The organism is Thermoclostridium caenicola, from assembly GCF_900142095.1.
GTDB lineage: Bacteria > Bacillota > Clostridia > DSM-8532 > DSM-8532 > Thermoclostridium_A > Thermoclostridium_A caenicola.
This window is the reverse complement of record NZ_FQZP01000003.1, coordinates 94,589-110,804: the sequence shown is the minus strand read 5'-3', so window position 1 is coordinate 110,804 and position 16,216 is coordinate 94,589. Positions and strand designations below refer to the sequence as shown.

The 16,216-nt window shown below is 52.4% G+C and carries 18 protein-coding genes; 1 reads left to right on the top strand and 17 read right to left on the bottom strand.

The genetic code is table 11. The annotated features are described in order from the left end of the window. Positions 1 to 111 precede the first annotated feature (111 nt). Entirely contained in the window at positions 112 to 804 is a 693-nt protein-coding gene (gene spoIIR / locus F3H12_RS01910) for a stage II sporulation protein R (RefSeq protein WP_188118319.1), read from the bottom strand. 290 nt (positions 805 to 1,094) lie between these two features. On the opposite strand from spoIIR, the gene F3H12_RS01905 reads away from it, so the two are divergent. Further along, entirely contained in the window at positions 1,095 to 1,748 is a 654-nt protein-coding gene (locus tag F3H12_RS01905) for a lytic transglycosylase domain-containing protein (protein ID WP_149677654.1), read from the top strand. Positions 1,749 to 1,899: 151 nt separating this feature from the next. Here the strand turns inward: F3H12_RS01905 and tsaD are convergent, their stop codons facing one another. From tsaD to F3H12_RS01830, 16 genes are all read right to left on the bottom strand, one after another. After that, positions 1,900 to 2,922, bottom strand: a complete 1,023-nt coding sequence (gene tsaD, locus F3H12_RS01900; RefSeq protein ID WP_149677653.1) for a tRNA (adenosine(37)-N6)-threonylcarbamoyltransferase complex transferase subunit TsaD — start codon at positions 2,920 to 2,922, stop codon at positions 1,900 to 1,902. A 15-nt stretch (positions 2,923 to 2,937) separates the two neighbouring features. Continuing rightward, positions 2,938 to 3,747 carry an undecaprenyl-diphosphate phosphatase gene (locus F3H12_RS01895; protein ID WP_149677652.1) on the bottom strand — a complete coding sequence of 270 codons (810 nt, stop codon included), beginning with the start codon at positions 3,745 to 3,747 and terminating at the stop codon, positions 2,938 to 2,940. A 310-nt stretch (positions 3,748 to 4,057) separates the two neighbouring features. Beyond that, positions 4,058 to 5,398 (bottom strand): putative glycoside hydrolase, encoded by a 1,341-nt coding sequence (locus tag F3H12_RS01890; protein ID WP_243133158.1) that lies wholly within the window; start codon positions 5,396 to 5,398, stop codon positions 4,058 to 4,060. A 24-nt stretch (positions 5,399 to 5,422) separates the two neighbouring features. After that, positions 5,423 to 5,779 carry a stage V sporulation protein AE gene (spoVAE, locus tag F3H12_RS01885; RefSeq protein WP_149677651.1) on the bottom strand — a complete coding sequence of 119 codons (357 nt, stop codon included), beginning with the start codon at positions 5,777 to 5,779 and terminating at the stop codon, positions 5,423 to 5,425. Positions 5,780 to 5,819: 40 nt separating this feature from the next. Next, entirely contained in the window at positions 5,820 to 6,836 is a 1,017-nt protein-coding gene (spoVAD, locus tag F3H12_RS01880; RefSeq protein WP_149677650.1) for a stage V sporulation protein AD, read from the bottom strand. A 51-nt stretch (positions 6,837 to 6,887) separates the two neighbouring features. After that, positions 6,888 to 7,340, bottom strand: a complete 453-nt coding sequence (gene spoVAC / locus F3H12_RS01875; protein WP_149677649.1) for a stage V sporulation protein AC — start codon at positions 7,338 to 7,340, stop codon at positions 6,888 to 6,890. Next, positions 7,337 to 7,510, bottom strand: coding sequence for a hypothetical protein (locus tag F3H12_RS13195; protein ID WP_188118318.1), 174 nt, complete (start codon positions 7,508 to 7,510; stop codon positions 7,337 to 7,339). Before F3H12_RS13195 ends, spoVAC begins: the two co-directional genes overlap by 4 nt. Positions 7,511 to 7,639: 129 nt before the next feature. Next, positions 7,640 to 9,985: an ATP-dependent Clp protease ATP-binding subunit gene (locus tag F3H12_RS01870; RefSeq protein WP_149677648.1), complete on the bottom strand. Its 2,346-nt coding sequence runs from the start codon at positions 9,983 to 9,985 to the stop codon at positions 7,640 to 7,642. A 170-nt stretch (positions 9,986 to 10,155) separates the two neighbouring features. Then, entirely contained in the window at positions 10,156 to 10,608 is a 453-nt protein-coding gene (locus F3H12_RS01865; protein WP_243133157.1) for an ATP-binding protein, read from the bottom strand. Positions 10,609 to 10,686: 78 nt separating this feature from the next. Beyond that, a complete protein-coding gene (locus tag F3H12_RS01860; RefSeq protein ID WP_149677647.1) occupies positions 10,687 to 11,445 on the bottom strand; it encodes a SigB/SigF/SigG family RNA polymerase sigma factor in 759 nt (252 codons plus the stop codon). 2 nt (positions 11,446 to 11,447) lie between these two features. Further along, the gene (locus F3H12_RS01855; RefSeq protein WP_149677646.1) at positions 11,448 to 11,834 is read right to left on the bottom strand and encodes an ATP-binding protein; all 387 of its coding nucleotides are present in this window, start codon (positions 11,832 to 11,834) and stop codon (positions 11,448 to 11,450) included. Further along, positions 11,831 to 12,148 carry an STAS domain-containing protein gene (locus tag F3H12_RS01850; RefSeq protein WP_149677645.1) on the bottom strand — a complete coding sequence of 106 codons (318 nt, stop codon included), beginning with the start codon at positions 12,146 to 12,148 and terminating at the stop codon, positions 11,831 to 11,833. The genes F3H12_RS01855 and F3H12_RS01850 overlap by 4 nt, the downstream gene beginning before the upstream one ends. A 23-nt stretch (positions 12,149 to 12,171) precedes the next feature. Beyond that, positions 12,172 to 13,038: a type 2 periplasmic-binding domain-containing protein gene (locus F3H12_RS01845; protein ID WP_149677644.1), complete on the bottom strand. Its 867-nt coding sequence runs from the start codon at positions 13,036 to 13,038 to the stop codon at positions 12,172 to 12,174. 33 nt (positions 13,039 to 13,071) lie between these two features. Then, positions 13,072 to 14,568 (bottom strand): lysine--tRNA ligase, encoded by a 1,497-nt coding sequence (gene lysS, locus F3H12_RS01840; protein ID WP_149677643.1) that lies wholly within the window; start codon positions 14,566 to 14,568, stop codon positions 13,072 to 13,074. A 173-nt stretch (positions 14,569 to 14,741) separates the two neighbouring features. Next, a complete protein-coding gene (gene greA / locus F3H12_RS01835) occupies positions 14,742 to 15,218 on the bottom strand; it encodes a transcription elongation factor GreA (RefSeq protein WP_149677642.1) in 477 nt (158 codons plus the stop codon). A 97-nt stretch (positions 15,219 to 15,315) separates the two neighbouring features. Further along, positions 15,316 to 16,185 (bottom strand): hypothetical protein, encoded by an 870-nt coding sequence (locus F3H12_RS01830; RefSeq protein ID WP_149677641.1) that lies wholly within the window; start codon positions 16,183 to 16,185, stop codon positions 15,316 to 15,318. Positions 16,186 to 16,216: the final 31 nt, after the last annotated feature.

Below are 16,216 nucleotides of genomic sequence, written 5' to 3'. Positions count from 1 at the left end.
TGGATGAAAGGGGCCGGAGCACTCCGGCATGGTTCGAAAGGCAGCGTTAAAAGGATAACAGGCTGTCCCAAACACGGGACAGCCTGTTATCAAATATGTTCGCAACCGGCTTTAAAAGAGACTAGAAAACAATTCCTCAAGCTTAAGCCTGGAATTCTGAACCCATTCCACAATCCGGAATTTGACCTGGACCTCGGTGTTTTTGGCATCGCTCACATCGGTTATCAGCCTGTACCCTTCCACTCCCAGGGTTTCCTGCAACTGCTCCTGGGCTTCCGGGGGTATCTGAAACGTATTGTTATCCGCTACGCACAACGGCGGGAACATGACGCACCACCAGTTTTGTCCCTTTGCTTCCCCCAGCTCTATGCGTACCGACTCATATGTCCCGGCCGGCAGCGTGATGTTTCCATAGCTCCGGGTCGGGAACGGGTATGCACCATAGCGGGCCACCACTTTTTCATCGGAGCCGTTTTCCCTCAATACGCGCTCAGCCACCTTCTGAATCTCCGGGAGGTTTGCTTGAATGTATGCCACAGCCTCCTCCCGGGATGCCCCACCGGGAAGCTCGTTGCGCATATGGTCCAGGACGGCATCCCTGACCTTCAGCTTCAGTTCCTGGTCGGCCGCCTGGTCACTGTTGGCGATGATATGCAGCCTGACAATATTATCCGCAATCCGTTTCTGGGTCAAGCCGCCATAAGCGATGCAAAGCACCAGAATCATGACGGTAACATGTATCGTTCCGGATAAAAATCTTCTGAAAAGACTTGCTTTTTTCACATTTCGATATCTTTCGAGCATTACTGTACCACCGCCTGTTCCTCTTATGTTCTTAATTATTCTCACAAATTGTCCTTTCAATTCAGGCGGCTGAATTTCCCATGGGAATCGTTTTTTCCGCGCATGTCCGGGACAACAGGCAGTTTTCCGCTGCGCCGCAAGCCGCGCCTGCATCTTTGCCGAAAAAAGATCAAACCAAAAGATCGGCCAACTTTGATTTGACCGTTTGGAAGCGCGAGGTTTTTTCCGATATAATAGACAGGGGAATGGCTGACCATTCTTCTGAAAATTTGCGCAAAACGGGTATTCAAATGAAGGTTTCGGACATACTGGCTCAAAAGATTGCTGAAATACAGAGCAGACTGCCTGTGCCCATGAAAGGAACCGATCAGGCCGGGAGCGCTTTCCAATCACTGATGGATGCTTCTCTGGCCTCTATGGTAAGCGATGCTCCGGTTATCGACGCGGAACTGGTGGATCGTCCCCGATCCACAAACAGAAAGTATCCTCTGGTTTCGGGTTCCTATGAGTCGGTCTATCCCCGGCTGTCACAGACACAGATACAGGAACTGATGCCCAGGATCGATGCCGCCATCGAGGCCTACTCGGAGAAATTCAATGTGGATCCCCTTCTTGTCCGGGCTGTTATCAAGCAGGAATCCGGTTTTCAGCCCTTTGCCCTCTCCACCGCGGGAGCCATGGGCCTGATGCAGCTCATGCCGGATACGGCGAAGGGATTGGGCGTTTCCGATCCCTACAATATCGAGGAGAATATCCGCGGCGGCATCCAGTATCTGAGCTATCAGCTGGAGGCCTTCGACAACGATCTGAGCCTGGCCCTGGCTGCCTATAATGCCGGTCCCAACGCGGTCAGAAAATACGGCGGCATCCCGCCATACCAGGAAACCCGGAATTATGTGAAAATGGTACTGAAATACTACGACATGTACAAAGCGCTTGAATAGCGCTTTTTTTATGCATTCCTATAAATCGCTCCACAAGCCATTTTCCACAGTATCCACAATGTTATCCACAAGCCGGATGGGCAATACAGGCCTTTTCTATGATTATTTCCACAGAATTCACAGGCGGAACCTGTTGAAAGATGTTCACTTTTCAGCCCGATTCACCGATTCTCAAGGACGGAACCGCGTTGAGCCGCCAGTCGGCGGTACACCCGTTTTTGAGGGCATAATAGCCCGCACTGGCGATCATGGCCGCATTATCGGTACAGAGCTTCAACTGTGGATAAAGGACCCGGATATGCTCTTCCCGGGCCTTTTTTGACATGTACTCCCGCAGCAGGGAATTGGCCGCCACTCCGCCGGCAATACAGATGGTGTCGGTTTTCAATTCTTTGGCGGCACCGATGGTATGCTCCACAAGCACATCCGCCACAGCCTGCTGGAACGAAGCGCAGATATCCTCCACCGGCAAGGGCTCCCCTTTTTGCTGCAGCTGGTGCACCATGTTGATCACGGCCGTTTTGAGGCCGCTGAAACTGAAATCGTACGGCGCATCCGCAAACTTGACCCTCGGAAAACGGAAAGCCTCGGGATTTCCGGCTTTGGCCGCCCGCTCAATGGCAGGTCCGCCGGGATAACCCAGGCCCAGCACCCTTGCAATCTTGTCGAAGGCCTCTCCCGCAGCATCGTCACGGGTTCTGCCCAGGACCCTGAATTCAGTATAGGAAGCGATATGCACGATATGGCTGTGCCCCCCGGAGGCAACCAGGCACACATAAGGCGGCTCCAGGTCCGGATGGGTGATATAGTTGGCCGCGATATGCCCCTCAATATGGTTGACGCGGATCAGGGGCTTATTCAGTGAAAAAGCAAGGGCTTTTGCCGCAGCAACGCCCACCAGGAGGGCTCCCACAAGCCCCGGACCATAGGTGACGGCAACAGCGTCCACCTCCTCAAGGGACACGCCGGCCTCTTTCAGGGCGTTGTCAATCACCGGGAGGATCAGTTCCACGTGCTTCCGGGAGGCTATCTCCGGAACCACCCCCCCATATTCGGCATGCAGATCCACCTGGGAAGAGATCACATTGGAAAGCACCTGTCTCCCGTTCACTACTACCGCAGCCGATGTTTCATCGCAGCTTGTCTCTATACCAAGAATGATTGTGTCCTTCATAGCGTCATCCATCCTTCAGCCCAGCCAGGGGAATTGCTCTTTGAAAAAGAGCTGGGCGATAATGATCAGTATTCCCAAAGCCATGACATACCAGGCAAAATACTTCAGTTTCATCTTTTTAACCGCTGCCAGCATGACCTTGATGGCCAGAAATCCTGTAACGGCGGCAACCGCTACACCAACCACAAGCGGGAGAATTCCAATGCTGGCCACGGCGGTTGTATCACCCCGCACCACATCCAGCACATCGAGTAAAGCGCCGCCCAGGATGGCCGGGATGCTCAGCAGGAACGCATAATCCGCGGCGAATCCCCTGTCAAGTCCCAGGGCAAGGCCGGTGGTAATGGTCATACCGGAACGGGATACCCCCGGCATCAGCGCCAGTCCCTGGCCGGCTCCGATGAGCAGGGAGTCGACAAGCTTCATATTCTCCAGATCCTTTCTGCCATTGCCAATCTTTTCAGCGCCTATCAGGATCAGGCCGGTGAAAACAAAGCCGGGACCCAGAAGCGATCCGCTGGCATAATAGCCTTCAATGGCATCCTTGAACAGAAGTGCAATGATGACAGTAGGAATAGTACCCAAAACCAAAAATACGGGCAGCTTTGAAAAAGGATGCCGGATCATTTCCAGGATCCGTTTCCAATAGACCACAAATACGGCCAGCAGGGTGCCCACATGGAGGGCTACATCGAAAGTAACAACCATTTCGCCCTCAATCCCGAAAAGCTGCTGAAACAAAACGAGATGGCCCGAGCTGCTCACGGGCAGAAACTCCGTAAGTCCCTGGACGATGCCAAGTACAATGGCTTCAAATATATTCATGCGCAAGAATCCTCCAAAAAAATATTTCGGGGGATATCCCCCTTGTAAAAAATCCTATGAAGATTATACAGCATGAATGCGCCAATCACAAATATTGCTTTGGGACTCTTATCCCATTGTGTTTTTCCCTGGTCTGCTTCCTTTATCTTTCCTTTTCCGCGGCGGACAGACCAGAACAAAAAAGGCAGCCCAAGGCCGGATAAAACGGCCAGCTGCTGCCTGTTAAATCACTGGAATACGGCCTGTTCAATCAGATGAACCGGCAAGGGGCATCCGCCGGCCGGGTCGCCCGGCCGGAACAGCGTTCCCCCTACTCGGGCAGGAAGGCCGCCTCCACATATTCATTCCGGGCATTCCAGAAGATCCATTCATCGTACCCCGCATCATAGACTGCCTTGATCTGGGCGCGGTATTCGTCCACCCCATAATTCTTGTAATATCCTGAAGGCAGGTAGGACGCCGTAAACCCCTGGATATACGGCCGCATTTTTAGGTTGTACCCTTCCACCTTTTCAATCCTGCTCTTCCCGACGATGAGCGTATTGTAGACCACCTCATAGGGCTTCAGATCGGGGTGGGTAAACTTGATGCCGTTGATGGTCTGGCCGACCCCGTTCCCCATGGTGCCATTGGAATTGTTGGCAAAATGGGACGGATAAATCATGGGACAGATATAGTCCAGGCTCCAGCCAATGGATTCCAGGGTTTGCCCTATCTCGCCGTAATCCTTTGCACTGATGAGGGGCATGCCGAAGATATCGGCGCTGATAACGGTTTCAGGGGGCAGATTATGGCGGATATATCGGATGAACTCCTCGATGACCTGGTGGCGCTCCTGGCCTTCCTGGAGGTTTATCACATAGTTCTTGTACAGGCTGGTTTCAGGAAAGCGGATATAGTCGAACTGGATCTCGTCAAACCCGAATTCCACCGCTTCTTTGGCAATGCTGAGGATGTAGTCCCAGGTTTCCTTGTTGGTGGGATCCAGCCATCGCGAACGGAAGCCACCCGATTCCTTGATCTCCAGTATTCCGCCGTCAACGGTTTTTATGGCCAGTTCCGGCTTGTATTTGGTGATGGTGGTATCCTTGAAGGTCACCATTCGGGCAATGACGATTATTCCGTTGTCATGAAGCTTTTTGGTAACCTCCCGGATATCAAAGCCGGGCGTATCCCCGTTGGCGGCGTTTACTTCGGGTATATTGGAATCGTAGGTGATGACCCCGTCGTCCCGCTTGATGTCGATAACGAAGGCATTGATCTCAGTCCTGTTGGCCAGGTCGATATAATGGTCCAGTTTGTTTCTGACGCTTGTGGAATTTAAGTACAGCGCCTTGACCTTCACATCATTCTTCCGTGTACTCCTCCGGTCTTCATCGGGACCCGGTTCGGGTGTTGGTGTGGGAGTGGGCTCCTCAGTAGGCGTTTCGGCCGGAGTGGGTTCAGGCGTGGATGTGCCCGTATCGGTAGGGATAGGTGCGGACGGACTGGGTGTTGGCATCTCCGGCCCGTTTCCGTTTCTCCCGAAGAAATAGGAAAAGGCGAAGATGATGCCCACTGCCAGTGTCAGACCGGCCAGTAGCACCACCATCCGCCGGTTGTTCGCTTGCTGTCTCTTTCGGTTGTCCGACCTCGTTTTTCTCTTGTCCAATGGTACTCCCCCAGTTCCATGTCATTACTTCAGCTTGGGCTTTGACACGATGGCCATGATATAGCCAAAGGTGATGGCCGAGCTGATCCCTGCGGCGGCAGCCTTCACGCCGCCCGTCAGCACGCCTACCAGCCCGGTCTCGTTTACCGCCTTCATCACGCCCTTTGCCAGGGTATTGCCAAAACCGGTCAAAGGGATGGTCGCCCCCGCGCCACCAAACTCGACGATGGCCGGATAAATGCCCAGCACACCCAGGATGACGCCCGACACAACGAAGATAACCATGATCCTTGCGGGCGTGATCTTGGTATAGTCGATCAGAAGCTGCGCGATGACGCAAATGATGCCGCCGGTTACGAATGCTTTAATTATATCGGTCATTTCTGCCCTCCTTTTAAATATGCCAGGGGACGATTTTTGATCATTCTGGGATATTCTCCAGGCTCACGGCATGGGCAATGCAGGGGATGCTTTCTCCCTGCTGAATCCATGTCGGGCTGTGAAGAGCCCCTGTGGCCACTAACAAAACCCTGTTAAGCTTCTTCTGGTTCATCAGCTCCAAAATATAGGCCGAGAGCACGGTGGCGCTGCAGCCACAGCCGCTTCCCCCGCACACTACATCCTGCCTTTCCAAATCAAAGATCATGCAACCACAGTCCTCATAGCGGCCCTCCGGATCAACCCCGTTATCCTTCAGAAGCCTTGTCAGGATGGATCGTCCGAAGCTTCCCAAATCGCCCGTGAGCACCAGATCGTAATAGTCGAGGCTCCTTCCCGTGTCCTGCAGGTGTCTGAGAATGGTATCGCAGGCTGCGGGGGCCATGGCTCCGCCCATATTATTGGCATCCTTGATGCCCATATCTATAATGGCCCCACAGGTCACATGGGTGATCCTGGGTCCGTTCCCCTGTTTGCCCAGAAGGATGCAGCCCGCTCCCGTCACTGTCCACTGGGACGTGGGGGTCCTTTGTGAACCGAATTCCAGCGGATAGCGGAACTGCCTTTCCGCCGAACAGAAATGGCTGGAAGTCATGCACGCCGTCATTTCGGCCGCGCCGCCGTCAATCAGCATGGCTCCCAAAGCCAGGGATTCAGCCATGGTGGAACAGGCGCCATAGATGCCGATAAAAGACACCTGCACATCGCGGAAAGCATAGCTGGCTGCCGTGCACTGGTTCTGCAGATCCCCCGAAATGATGAAATCAATGTCCTGAGCAGATTTACCGCACTTTTCCAGTGTTTTGGCCAGCGTATCCCGTAAAAGCCTGCTTTCGGCTTTTTCAAAGGTTTTCTCCCCGAAATACTCATCGTCTATAATCTGGTCAAAATACCTGGCCAGCGGGCCATCGCCTTCCTTCTTCCCGACGATGGCAGCACCCCCTATCACGACTGGAGGATTGCTCAGTACAACGGTCTGTTTTCCTGTTCTCGTACTCATGTTGCCGCATCCGTCCTTTACTACCCGAATATTGCTCTCCCTTCCAGGCGCTTACATGGCCTGTACCCACAGATAGTAGATCAGGCCGGCCACAACCGACGCAAAAATGCCATAGACCAGCACCGGGCCGGCTATCAGGAACATTCTTGCGCCCACGCCCATCACATAGCCCTCTTTCTTATATTCCATGGCAGGAGAGACGATGGAGTTGGAGAATCCGGTCACCGGTATGGAGGCTCCCGCGCCACCGAACTTGCCAATCTTGTCGTAGATGTTCAGCCCGGTCAGCAGGGCTCCCAGGAATATCATGATCACGGTGGTCAGCATGTATGCGGTTTCTTCATCCACCCCCAGCTCTTTCATCCCCATCAGGAAGACCTGGCCGATGGCACATATCAGACCACCGGTGAAAAACGCAGCCAGCACATTGCGCAGCCCCCTGGAGGTTGGCATGGTTTTCTCCACAAGGTACTGGTATTCGTGTTTGGTGAGTTTCTTGCTCATGAGCGGCTCACCCCGTCACAACGGACCATCACATAGGTGCCCCTGCTGGGTTCCCGGCTTGTTCCCGAACCGACCAGGAAAAAGATGCCGGCAGCCAGTACGATAACCAACAGCAAGGCAAGCACGAAGAGCAAAACATATGATTTCGGTTTCTTGGCTGTTCCTTCCATAAAAAACACCCCGCGCTTGGAATCTCCTTTTTAGCATCCCTAAAGCGCGGGGTTTTTATTCCGTTCCTGTATTTTGAAAAATTGGAAGCGATGTTCAATCTGTCGCTGTTCCTGCATTCAGCAACGGGATTATGCCTTTTCGGGCAGATGGGTTATCCTGAAGGCGATCTTCCCATCCTCCATCACGGTTTCGATGGTGCAGCCTTCCCTGATCCTGCCGGCCAGGAACATCTCGGCCAGTTCGTCTTCAATATGGCGCTGGATAGTCTTTCTGAGCGGCCGGGCACCATACTTGGGATCAAATCCCTTATCAATCAGGAAAGCCTTCACCTCTTCACTGAAGGTGATATGCATGCCCTTGGCACGCACATCGTTCTCAACCTCTTTCAGCATCAGATCCGCAATCCTGCTCAGCTGATCCCTGGTGAGCTGTTCGAACACCACGATTTCGTCCACACGGTTGAGGAACTCGGGCCTGAAGATCTCCTTGATAGCCTGGTTGACCCGGTCTTTGAGCGCATCATACCCTTCCCTGTTGAAGCCGATGTTCCCAATCCGATAGTTTGTTCCCGCATTGGAAGTCATGATGAGCAGGGTATTCTCAAAGTTCACCGTCCTGCCCGTGCTGTCGGTCAGCCGCCCGTCCTCCATGATCTGGAGCAGGATGTTAAATACATCGGGATGGGCTTTTTCTATCTCATCCAGCAGTACCACCGAATAGGGCTTCCTGCGAATCTTTTCGGTCAGCTGGCCGCCCTGGTCGTAACCCACATAGCCGGGAGGCGCACCGATGATCTTGGACACCGTGTGTTTTTCCATGTATTCCGACATATCAAGCCGGATCATGGCATCATCGCTTCCAAAGAGCTCGTTGGCCAGGGCTCTCGCCAGTTCGGTCTTACCCACACCGGTAGGACCGACGAAGATGAAACTTGCCGGTTTCTTTTTCCTTCGGAAATCGGACCGGGTTCTGCGGATGGCCCGGGCAAGGCTGGTAACAGCCATATCCTGGCCGATGACGCGCTGATGCAGGCGTTCCTCAAGCTTGAGAAGCTTGGCCGCTTCATCCTCGGTGATGCGCTGTACGGGAATACTGGTCCAGGACTCAATCACCTGGGCGATATCGTCAATGGTCACATCCAAGGTTCCGATCTGGCTTTCCAGTTCCCGGATGCGATCGGTAATCCGGCATTCCTCCACCTTGTAGCTGGCTGCCAGCTGATAGTCATCATGGAGGGCTGCCTGCTCCTTCTTTTCCTGGATAGCCTTGAGCTGAGCCCTCAGGTTATCCAGTTCGAGGCTGCCTTCATTCTTCAGGTTGACCCTGGAGCCGGCCTCGTCTATCACATCGATGGCCTTGTCGGGCAGGAACCGGTCATGGATGTAGCGGGCCGCCATCCTCACCGTGAACTCAATCACCTCATCGCTGTACCTGACCTGGTGGAAATCCTCATAATACCCGCGTATCCCCTTGAGGATCTCGATGGACTCCTCAATGGAGGGCTCCTCCACCATGACGGGCTGGAACCGCCTTTCCAGGGCACTGTCCTTCTCGATGTACTTGCGGTAATCCTCCAGCGTGGTGGCGCCGATGATCTGGATATCGCCGCGCGCCAGGGCAGGCTTCAGGATGTTGGCGGCATTCATGGCGCCTCCCTCGGCCTCTCCCGCTCCGACGATATTATGGATCTCGTCAATGACCAGGATCACATTCTGCTGGGCCTTGGCTTCATCCAGGATGGCCTTCATCCTTGCCTCGAACTGCCCCCTGAACTGGGTTCCGGCAACAATGGCAGCCAGATCCAGCAGATAGATCTCCTTGTTGGCAAGCTTCCTGGGCACCCTGTTTTCAACAATCCTCAGGGCAAGCCCTTCGGCTATGGCCGTTTTGCCGACGCCGGGCTCGCCAAGGAGCACCGGGTTGTTCTTGGTCCTGCGGTTCAGGATCTGGATGAGCCTCTCAATTTCCTTTTCCCTGCCGACAACCCGGTCGATGCCTCCCGTTCGCGCCTTATCGTTGAGGTTGGTTCCAAAAGCGTTCAGGTTTTTCCTCGGGTTCTTGGCCGGCTTCTGCTGGTTCGGCCTTGTGGCCTTGTCCGAGTATGACTCGTGCTTGCTGCCGGACGGTCCTGGCTCCTTGGGATTCCTCGGGCCGAAACCGGGAAAAGTGGCGTTCATGAACCGGATCATGGCATTCCTGCCTTCATCGTCGGAATCCCTGTCTTCCGAATCCGAAGGCAGGGACTGGATAAATTCATCTATGTTCATGTTGCCGAAGAGCTCGGCCATCTGCTCGTTCAGGTTCTCCAGATCCTCCTGGGTCATCCCGACCTGGCTCATCATCTGCTGCAGGGGGGCAAGGCCCTGCTTCTGCGCGCAGGACATGCACAACCCCATAGGTTCCGTTTTTCCGTCTATAACTCGCGTGATAAAGACCACGGCGACATTTTCCTTGCAAATAGAGCATTTCATCATCTTTATAATCAACTCCTCGCCTTCATTGTATCACAAAATGACAGGCCTGAACAGATCCGGGTTTGTCCTTCCCTTACCTTTATCCCACAGGGTAAGGGCAACACAGAAAAAACGGTTCCCCTGCCTTCCTGCGGTTGGGAGAACCGTCCCCTAACTTTACCTGTCTTGTATCAGTGTTTATCCAACCGTTTCTTGACTGTTATGGCATTTCCGGCAGAATTGAACTGGATATCGTCGCAAAGGTTCTGAACGATGAGGAGACCTCTTCCGGACTCGTCCATGGACAGGGCATCGCAGTCGGCAGACTTCTTCCTGCCCCCAAAAGCATGCTTCACATCAAACCCGGGCCCCTGATCGGCCACGCATATGAACAGCTCGCGGTTGTCCTGAATCCATACGTCCACCCTGACCTTCTTGTTGCTGTCCATGGCGTTTCCATGGCGGATGGCGTTTTGAAGCAACTCGCTCAGGATCACCTTTATGTCAAACTGCTGATCGGCATCAATGCCGGAAATCATCTCGATACGATTCAGAATGATCTTGACCTCACGGCATACCTCATAGGCATCGCTGTTTATCATTTCACTGTATATTTTTATTCCCTCTTTCTGGTTGACACTCATACTTAACATATCCTCCGTCTGTCGGGCCAACAGGATTCCCTCCCGGATGAACCTCCTGTATCTTATTTACCCACTTTTTTATTTCTTCAAAATGTAGCGGAACTTCTCGAGGGTCCGCTTCTCCAAACGCGATATGTACATCTGGGATACATTGAAATGCTTGGCGATATCCTTTTGTGTCTTGTTCTCAAAAAATCTGAGCTTGATGAACTGCTTCTCGGCCTGGTTGAAGTTCTCCATGGCTTTTTCCAGGAAATCCCGGTTATTAATCCGCTCAAAGGTTTCATCATCTTCCCCGACCGTCTCGTGCAGCTCCAGATCGTCCTCCTCAAATACAGTTTGGTCAAAGGACTGGATATTATATACATTCCAGGACTCTATGATCTCCAGGATGGTTTCTTCCTTCATCTTGAGATAGTCTGCAATTTCATCTATCCTGGGAGATCGCTTCAGCTTCTGCATCAGGTATTCCCGGGCCTGGTTCACTTTCTGATAAACCTCATAAATACGCCGCGGAATGCGTATCACCGAGGCCTTGTCCCGGAAATAGCGCTTGATCTCGCCAACAATGGTCGGCGTGGCAAAGCTGACAAACTTCACCTCCGCATCGGGATCAAAGCGTTCCACCGCATTGATCAGCGCCAGGCAGGCAACCTGATATATATCGTCCCTTTCGACACCCCGGTTTGTGAACTTCTTGGTGATGATATCCGCCAGATACAGATAACGTGAAATAATCTCATTGCGAATAGCCAGATCGCGGTTTTTGCGATAGGCTTCAAATAATTCTTTCTCCGTGCACTCCTGCGTTTCAGGAGATCCTGATTCTTTGCTCATCTTCAGACAGCCCTTTCAAGCTTTTTTACCATGGAAAGCAAAGCCTGGTTATCCGTGTTCAGGTTCACCTCGTCCATCAGGGAGCGGATGATTTCAAAAGCCAGGTCATCTGCTCCGCCGGCAAAAATGTCCTTCGGCGAACTATCTGAAAGCCTGAAATCAATTCTGATACTATCACTGAAAAGATGGAAATCGATGGCAATACGTCCGGAAGAAACACGCTTGTCAATCATCCTGCTGATGACTTCCGAAATGGATACCTTGATATCCTCAATATCATCAATATCGAATCCCAGTCTGCTGGCTATCCCTGAGGCTGTCAGCCGGACAACGCTGACATATTCGGCCTTCGCAGGAACAAGGACGGATACCGAATCCAATGGTTTCATTTTGAATCCTCCATAATGAAGACTTTGTCAAGCCCTGTAATCTTGAACAGCTTTTTGACGTTGGGCTTGGGATTTCTGATCCTGACATTGCTGTCATTCTGCTTTGCGCGTTTTAAGGCCGCCACCATGATTCCCAGTCCCATGCTGTCTATGTAGCTTAACTCTGAACAATCCAGAACGATGTCCTCCTTGCAGTCCCCTATAGCCTGAAAAAGATTTTCCCTGAAGTCAGGCGCCGAATAAATGTCTATCTCACCGCGCAGGAATACCAGCTTCTCGTTGCCCCCACTGTTGCCCAAAACCAACTCAAACATAGGTTCGCCTCCTCACAGATATTTTACTGGACTGCTTCCGCCAGCTTTTTGATAAACTCCAAGGCATCATCGGCATGTTCTGCATTTGCCATTATAACGGCTATCAGCCTTTCTCCCTCAATTCCCTGCTCATCCAGGAACCGGCTTCCGGTTACGTCCACACCGTAAAGCCTAGGAGAAACGCTCTCACCATCCTCTGTCTGAAGCGTCACAAGGAGCTGCTCATCATAGCTGTCAATCCCCAGTTCATCCAGCCTGTCATCCAAAGGGACAAAAATCCCGAAGGGCGCCAGCCTTTTATACAGGTTCAGATCAACAATGAAAACATCGTTGTTTCCGGCCATGATTTCCACGCTGAGCTTTTGCTCATAGACCGACTGGGATTGAGGATCCAGCCTGTCACTGATAGGAATATGCTGAGCCTGTGGCTCCTTGATGTCTACCAGGGTCTTGAGCGCCTGCTCTGTGGCTTCGATGTCCTCAACATAGATCTCTCCGGCAATGATGAGCTTGAAATCAGGGTCAACACGGCTGGTGATGCTGACAATGGCATAAATCACAAATATAAGGACAAGGGCGCCGACAACAAATTTCCATTTATTATAATATATAAAATTGGACAGCTTGTCCTGATCAATGCCAAGAGCTTTCAGAATCGGGTTCGGATGCTGCTGACGGGCCAGTTTCCTTCGCTCTTCCTCCGGATCGTGGTACGCAATACCCATCAGCAGTTTATAGGCCTCTTCCAGCTCATCACGGGTAAATCCCATATCGCCGGCATCTTCCATGTACCTTATCTTCTTGAACAGGACATTGTATCGTTTAATGATCGTCTCTTTTGATGCGTCTTCACGCAGACCGAAGATCTCCAGGGCTCTCCTTCTGTCCATATGAAGACCTCCTCGATGTCAATGATATCATCGTCAGTCCTTCGGCTTCATGGTCGGGAACAGAAGCACATCCCTTATGGAATAGGAATCGGTCAGCAGCATGACAAGCCTGTCGATGCCTATTCCGAGTCCGCCTGTGGGCGGCATGCCATGTTCCAGGGCGATGAGGAAGTCCTCGTCCATCATGTTGGCCTCTTCATCCCCGGCTTCGCGTTTCCTGACCTGGGCCAGGAATCGCTCCCTCTGGTCCAGGGGATCGTTGAGTTCGGAGTAGGCGTTTCCAAACTCCCTTCCTGTGATGAACAGTTCAAACCTTTCGGTCAGCTCGGGCTTGTCGGGCTTCCTCTTGGTCAGCGGGGAAATTTCAACGGGATAGTCCAGCACAAAGGTAGGCTGGATCAGGTTGGGCTCGGCAAACTCCTCGAAAAGCAGGTTCAAAACCTCGCCCCTGGTCGGATTGCCTTCCAGTTCAAGGCCCTTCGCCCTGGCAACAGCCCGCGCTTCCTCATCGGTGGCAATCTTGTCAAAATCGACGCCGGCATACTCCAGCACGGCCTCCTGCATGGTTATCCTTCTCCATGGCGGTGTCAGGTCTATCTCCTGTCCCTGATAGGACACCTTCATGGTACCCAGAACTTCCTGGGCCACGGTCGAGATCAGATCCTCCGCCAGGGCCATCATACCATGGTAGTCGGTATAGGCCTGATAGATCTCCATCATGGTAAATTCCGGGTTGTGCTTGACGTCCATGCCCTCGTTCCTGAACATGCGGCCCAGCTCATAAACCCTTTCAAGTCCTCCCACGATCAGCCGCTTCAGGTACAGTTCCGGCGCGATGCGCAGGTACATGTCAATGTCCAGCGTATTATGGTGGGTGATGAACGGACGTGCGGCTGCACCCCCGGGAATGGTGTTCAGGATGGGCGTATCCACTTCCAGGAAATCATGGGAGTCCATGTACTTCCTGATGGCCGAAATGATCCTGCTCCGGATGATGAAGGTCTTCTTCACCTCGGGATTCATGATCAGATCCAGGTAGCGCTGCCTGTACCGGGTATCGGTATCCTTAAGACCGTGGAATTTTTCGGGCAGGGGTCTTAAGGATTTTGCCAGCAAGACATAGTCATCTATCTTGATGGAAATCTCGCCCATGCGCGTTTTGAAAACTGTTCCGGTCACACCCAGAAGGTCACCTATGTCCAGTTTTTTAAAGCTGGCGTACTTTTCCTCTCCCAGATCATTGATGCGGACATAAAGCTGAATTTTTCCGTCCCGGTCCTGAATATCGCAGAAGGCTGATTTGCCCATATCCCGCTTGCTCATCAGCCGGCCGGCAACCGATACCCTTTTCCCGTCATACTCCTCAAACCTGGATACGATATCGGCTGTTCTGTCGGTCACATCGTACTTGACGATGCGGAAGGGATCGTTGCCGGACTTCTGAAGCTCAAAAAGCTTTTCACGCCTGATTTTCAGTATTTCATTTATATCCTGCTGCTGTTCTGCTGCGTTTTCCATGATCTCAGACATATTCTTCCTCCCGGGTGTGTTTTTTCTGAATACTGCCTCTTTTATCCCATGCGCCTTGCGCCTGCGAATCAAAGAAAGCCATAAAAGAAAACAGCTTACATAATATATGTAAACTGTGTTTCATATCAGAGCTATATTATACATGATTACGAGTTGACAAACAATAGGCTATCCTACTTATGGATGTCAATAATCTTGTATTTGAGCTTTCCTCCCGGAACTTCCACCTCGACCACATCGCCGTTCTTGTGCCCCATAAGCGCTCTTCCCACGGGGGATTCATTGGAAATCTTGAATGAGGCGGGATCGGCTTCTGCTGAACCCACGATGTGGTATTCAAACTCATCCTTCGACTTCTGCTCCCGGATCCGTACATAGGTGCCGAGATTGACCATCTGGGTATCCACTTCATCCTCATCGATGATGGTAGCACGCTTCAGCATGGTCTCCAGCTGTACAATGCGAGCCTCGTTCTGGGCCTGCTCGTTCTTTGCCTCATCGTACTCCGAGTTTTCGGATATATCGCCAAATGTCAGAGCCGCCTTAATGCGCTCCGCAATCTCCTTGCGCTTTTCCCCCTTCAGATACTCAAGCTCTTCCTCGAGTTTTTTCAGACCTTCATAGGTAAGAAGGACTTCTTTCTGTTCCATATCGTTTCTCCCCTTTATTTTTATTCCATGCCCCCAAAAGATAAATGATATCCTTGACTAACATTACGATTCATTATAGATGACACCTCAAACCGTGTCAAGGTTTAACAATCAGCCGCATGTCCAGCCGTAAAGAGGCTTCGGCGGCACTTTCTCCCCAGGCATTGGCACAGTTTGCCGCAAGGAACCCGGGAAGCCTGTAATATCTCAGGTCATCCGGCAGCGGCCCAAGTTCCTTCATGAGGGCCATGGGAAGCTCCAAACATATACCATAAACCCTCTTCGCCCTGGTGTCAATAACCTTAAGCGCCCCCAGGTCGATGATCCTGCCCGTATAGGCCGCAGGCAGGCAGTCGAAGCTTTCATGGTCATTGGGAAACCGAATCCAGAGGGGGGTTCGGTTGAGCACTTCCGGATCGCTGGTAATATGAACGGGGATGCCCGTTTCCTCGAAGGCCTCTTCAGCTTGCCCCGGCTCCCGGCTGCCTTCCGGAATAAGGACATTGATGGTCTTAACCAGGGAAATAGCCCGCGTGATGGCATATTCCAGATGGCGCTGGTTCCCGGTGACGGTAATTTCCATCCGGTTCAGGCCCGGTCCCCGGTGCACGATACCCAAAAGTTTCGTAAAGCGCCCGACGGCAATATCCATCAGGCAGGGCTCATACCTGGTTTTTTCCGAGCCATACAGGTTACAGGCGGCAGGATGCTCAATGACAGAGAGGACCCCTTCCTCTGAGAACATCCTGTCCAGTTTGCGCTTCAGCCGTTTGAGCGGGCCTTTACGATGCATAGCATGACCATAAATCGCCGGAATATGACAGACGAGCAGATGGATATGGGGATCCAAATGAAGCCATTTGGTTTCAACGGGCAGCCGGCCTATGGACAGGACTGACAGCAGGCGGTTCATCAGTCCTTCTTCCCTGCGGCCGGATTCCCGGGGCAGAATCATGCCTAAATTCATGTGTCCGGCTCGTACCAAAAGATTCTATCCT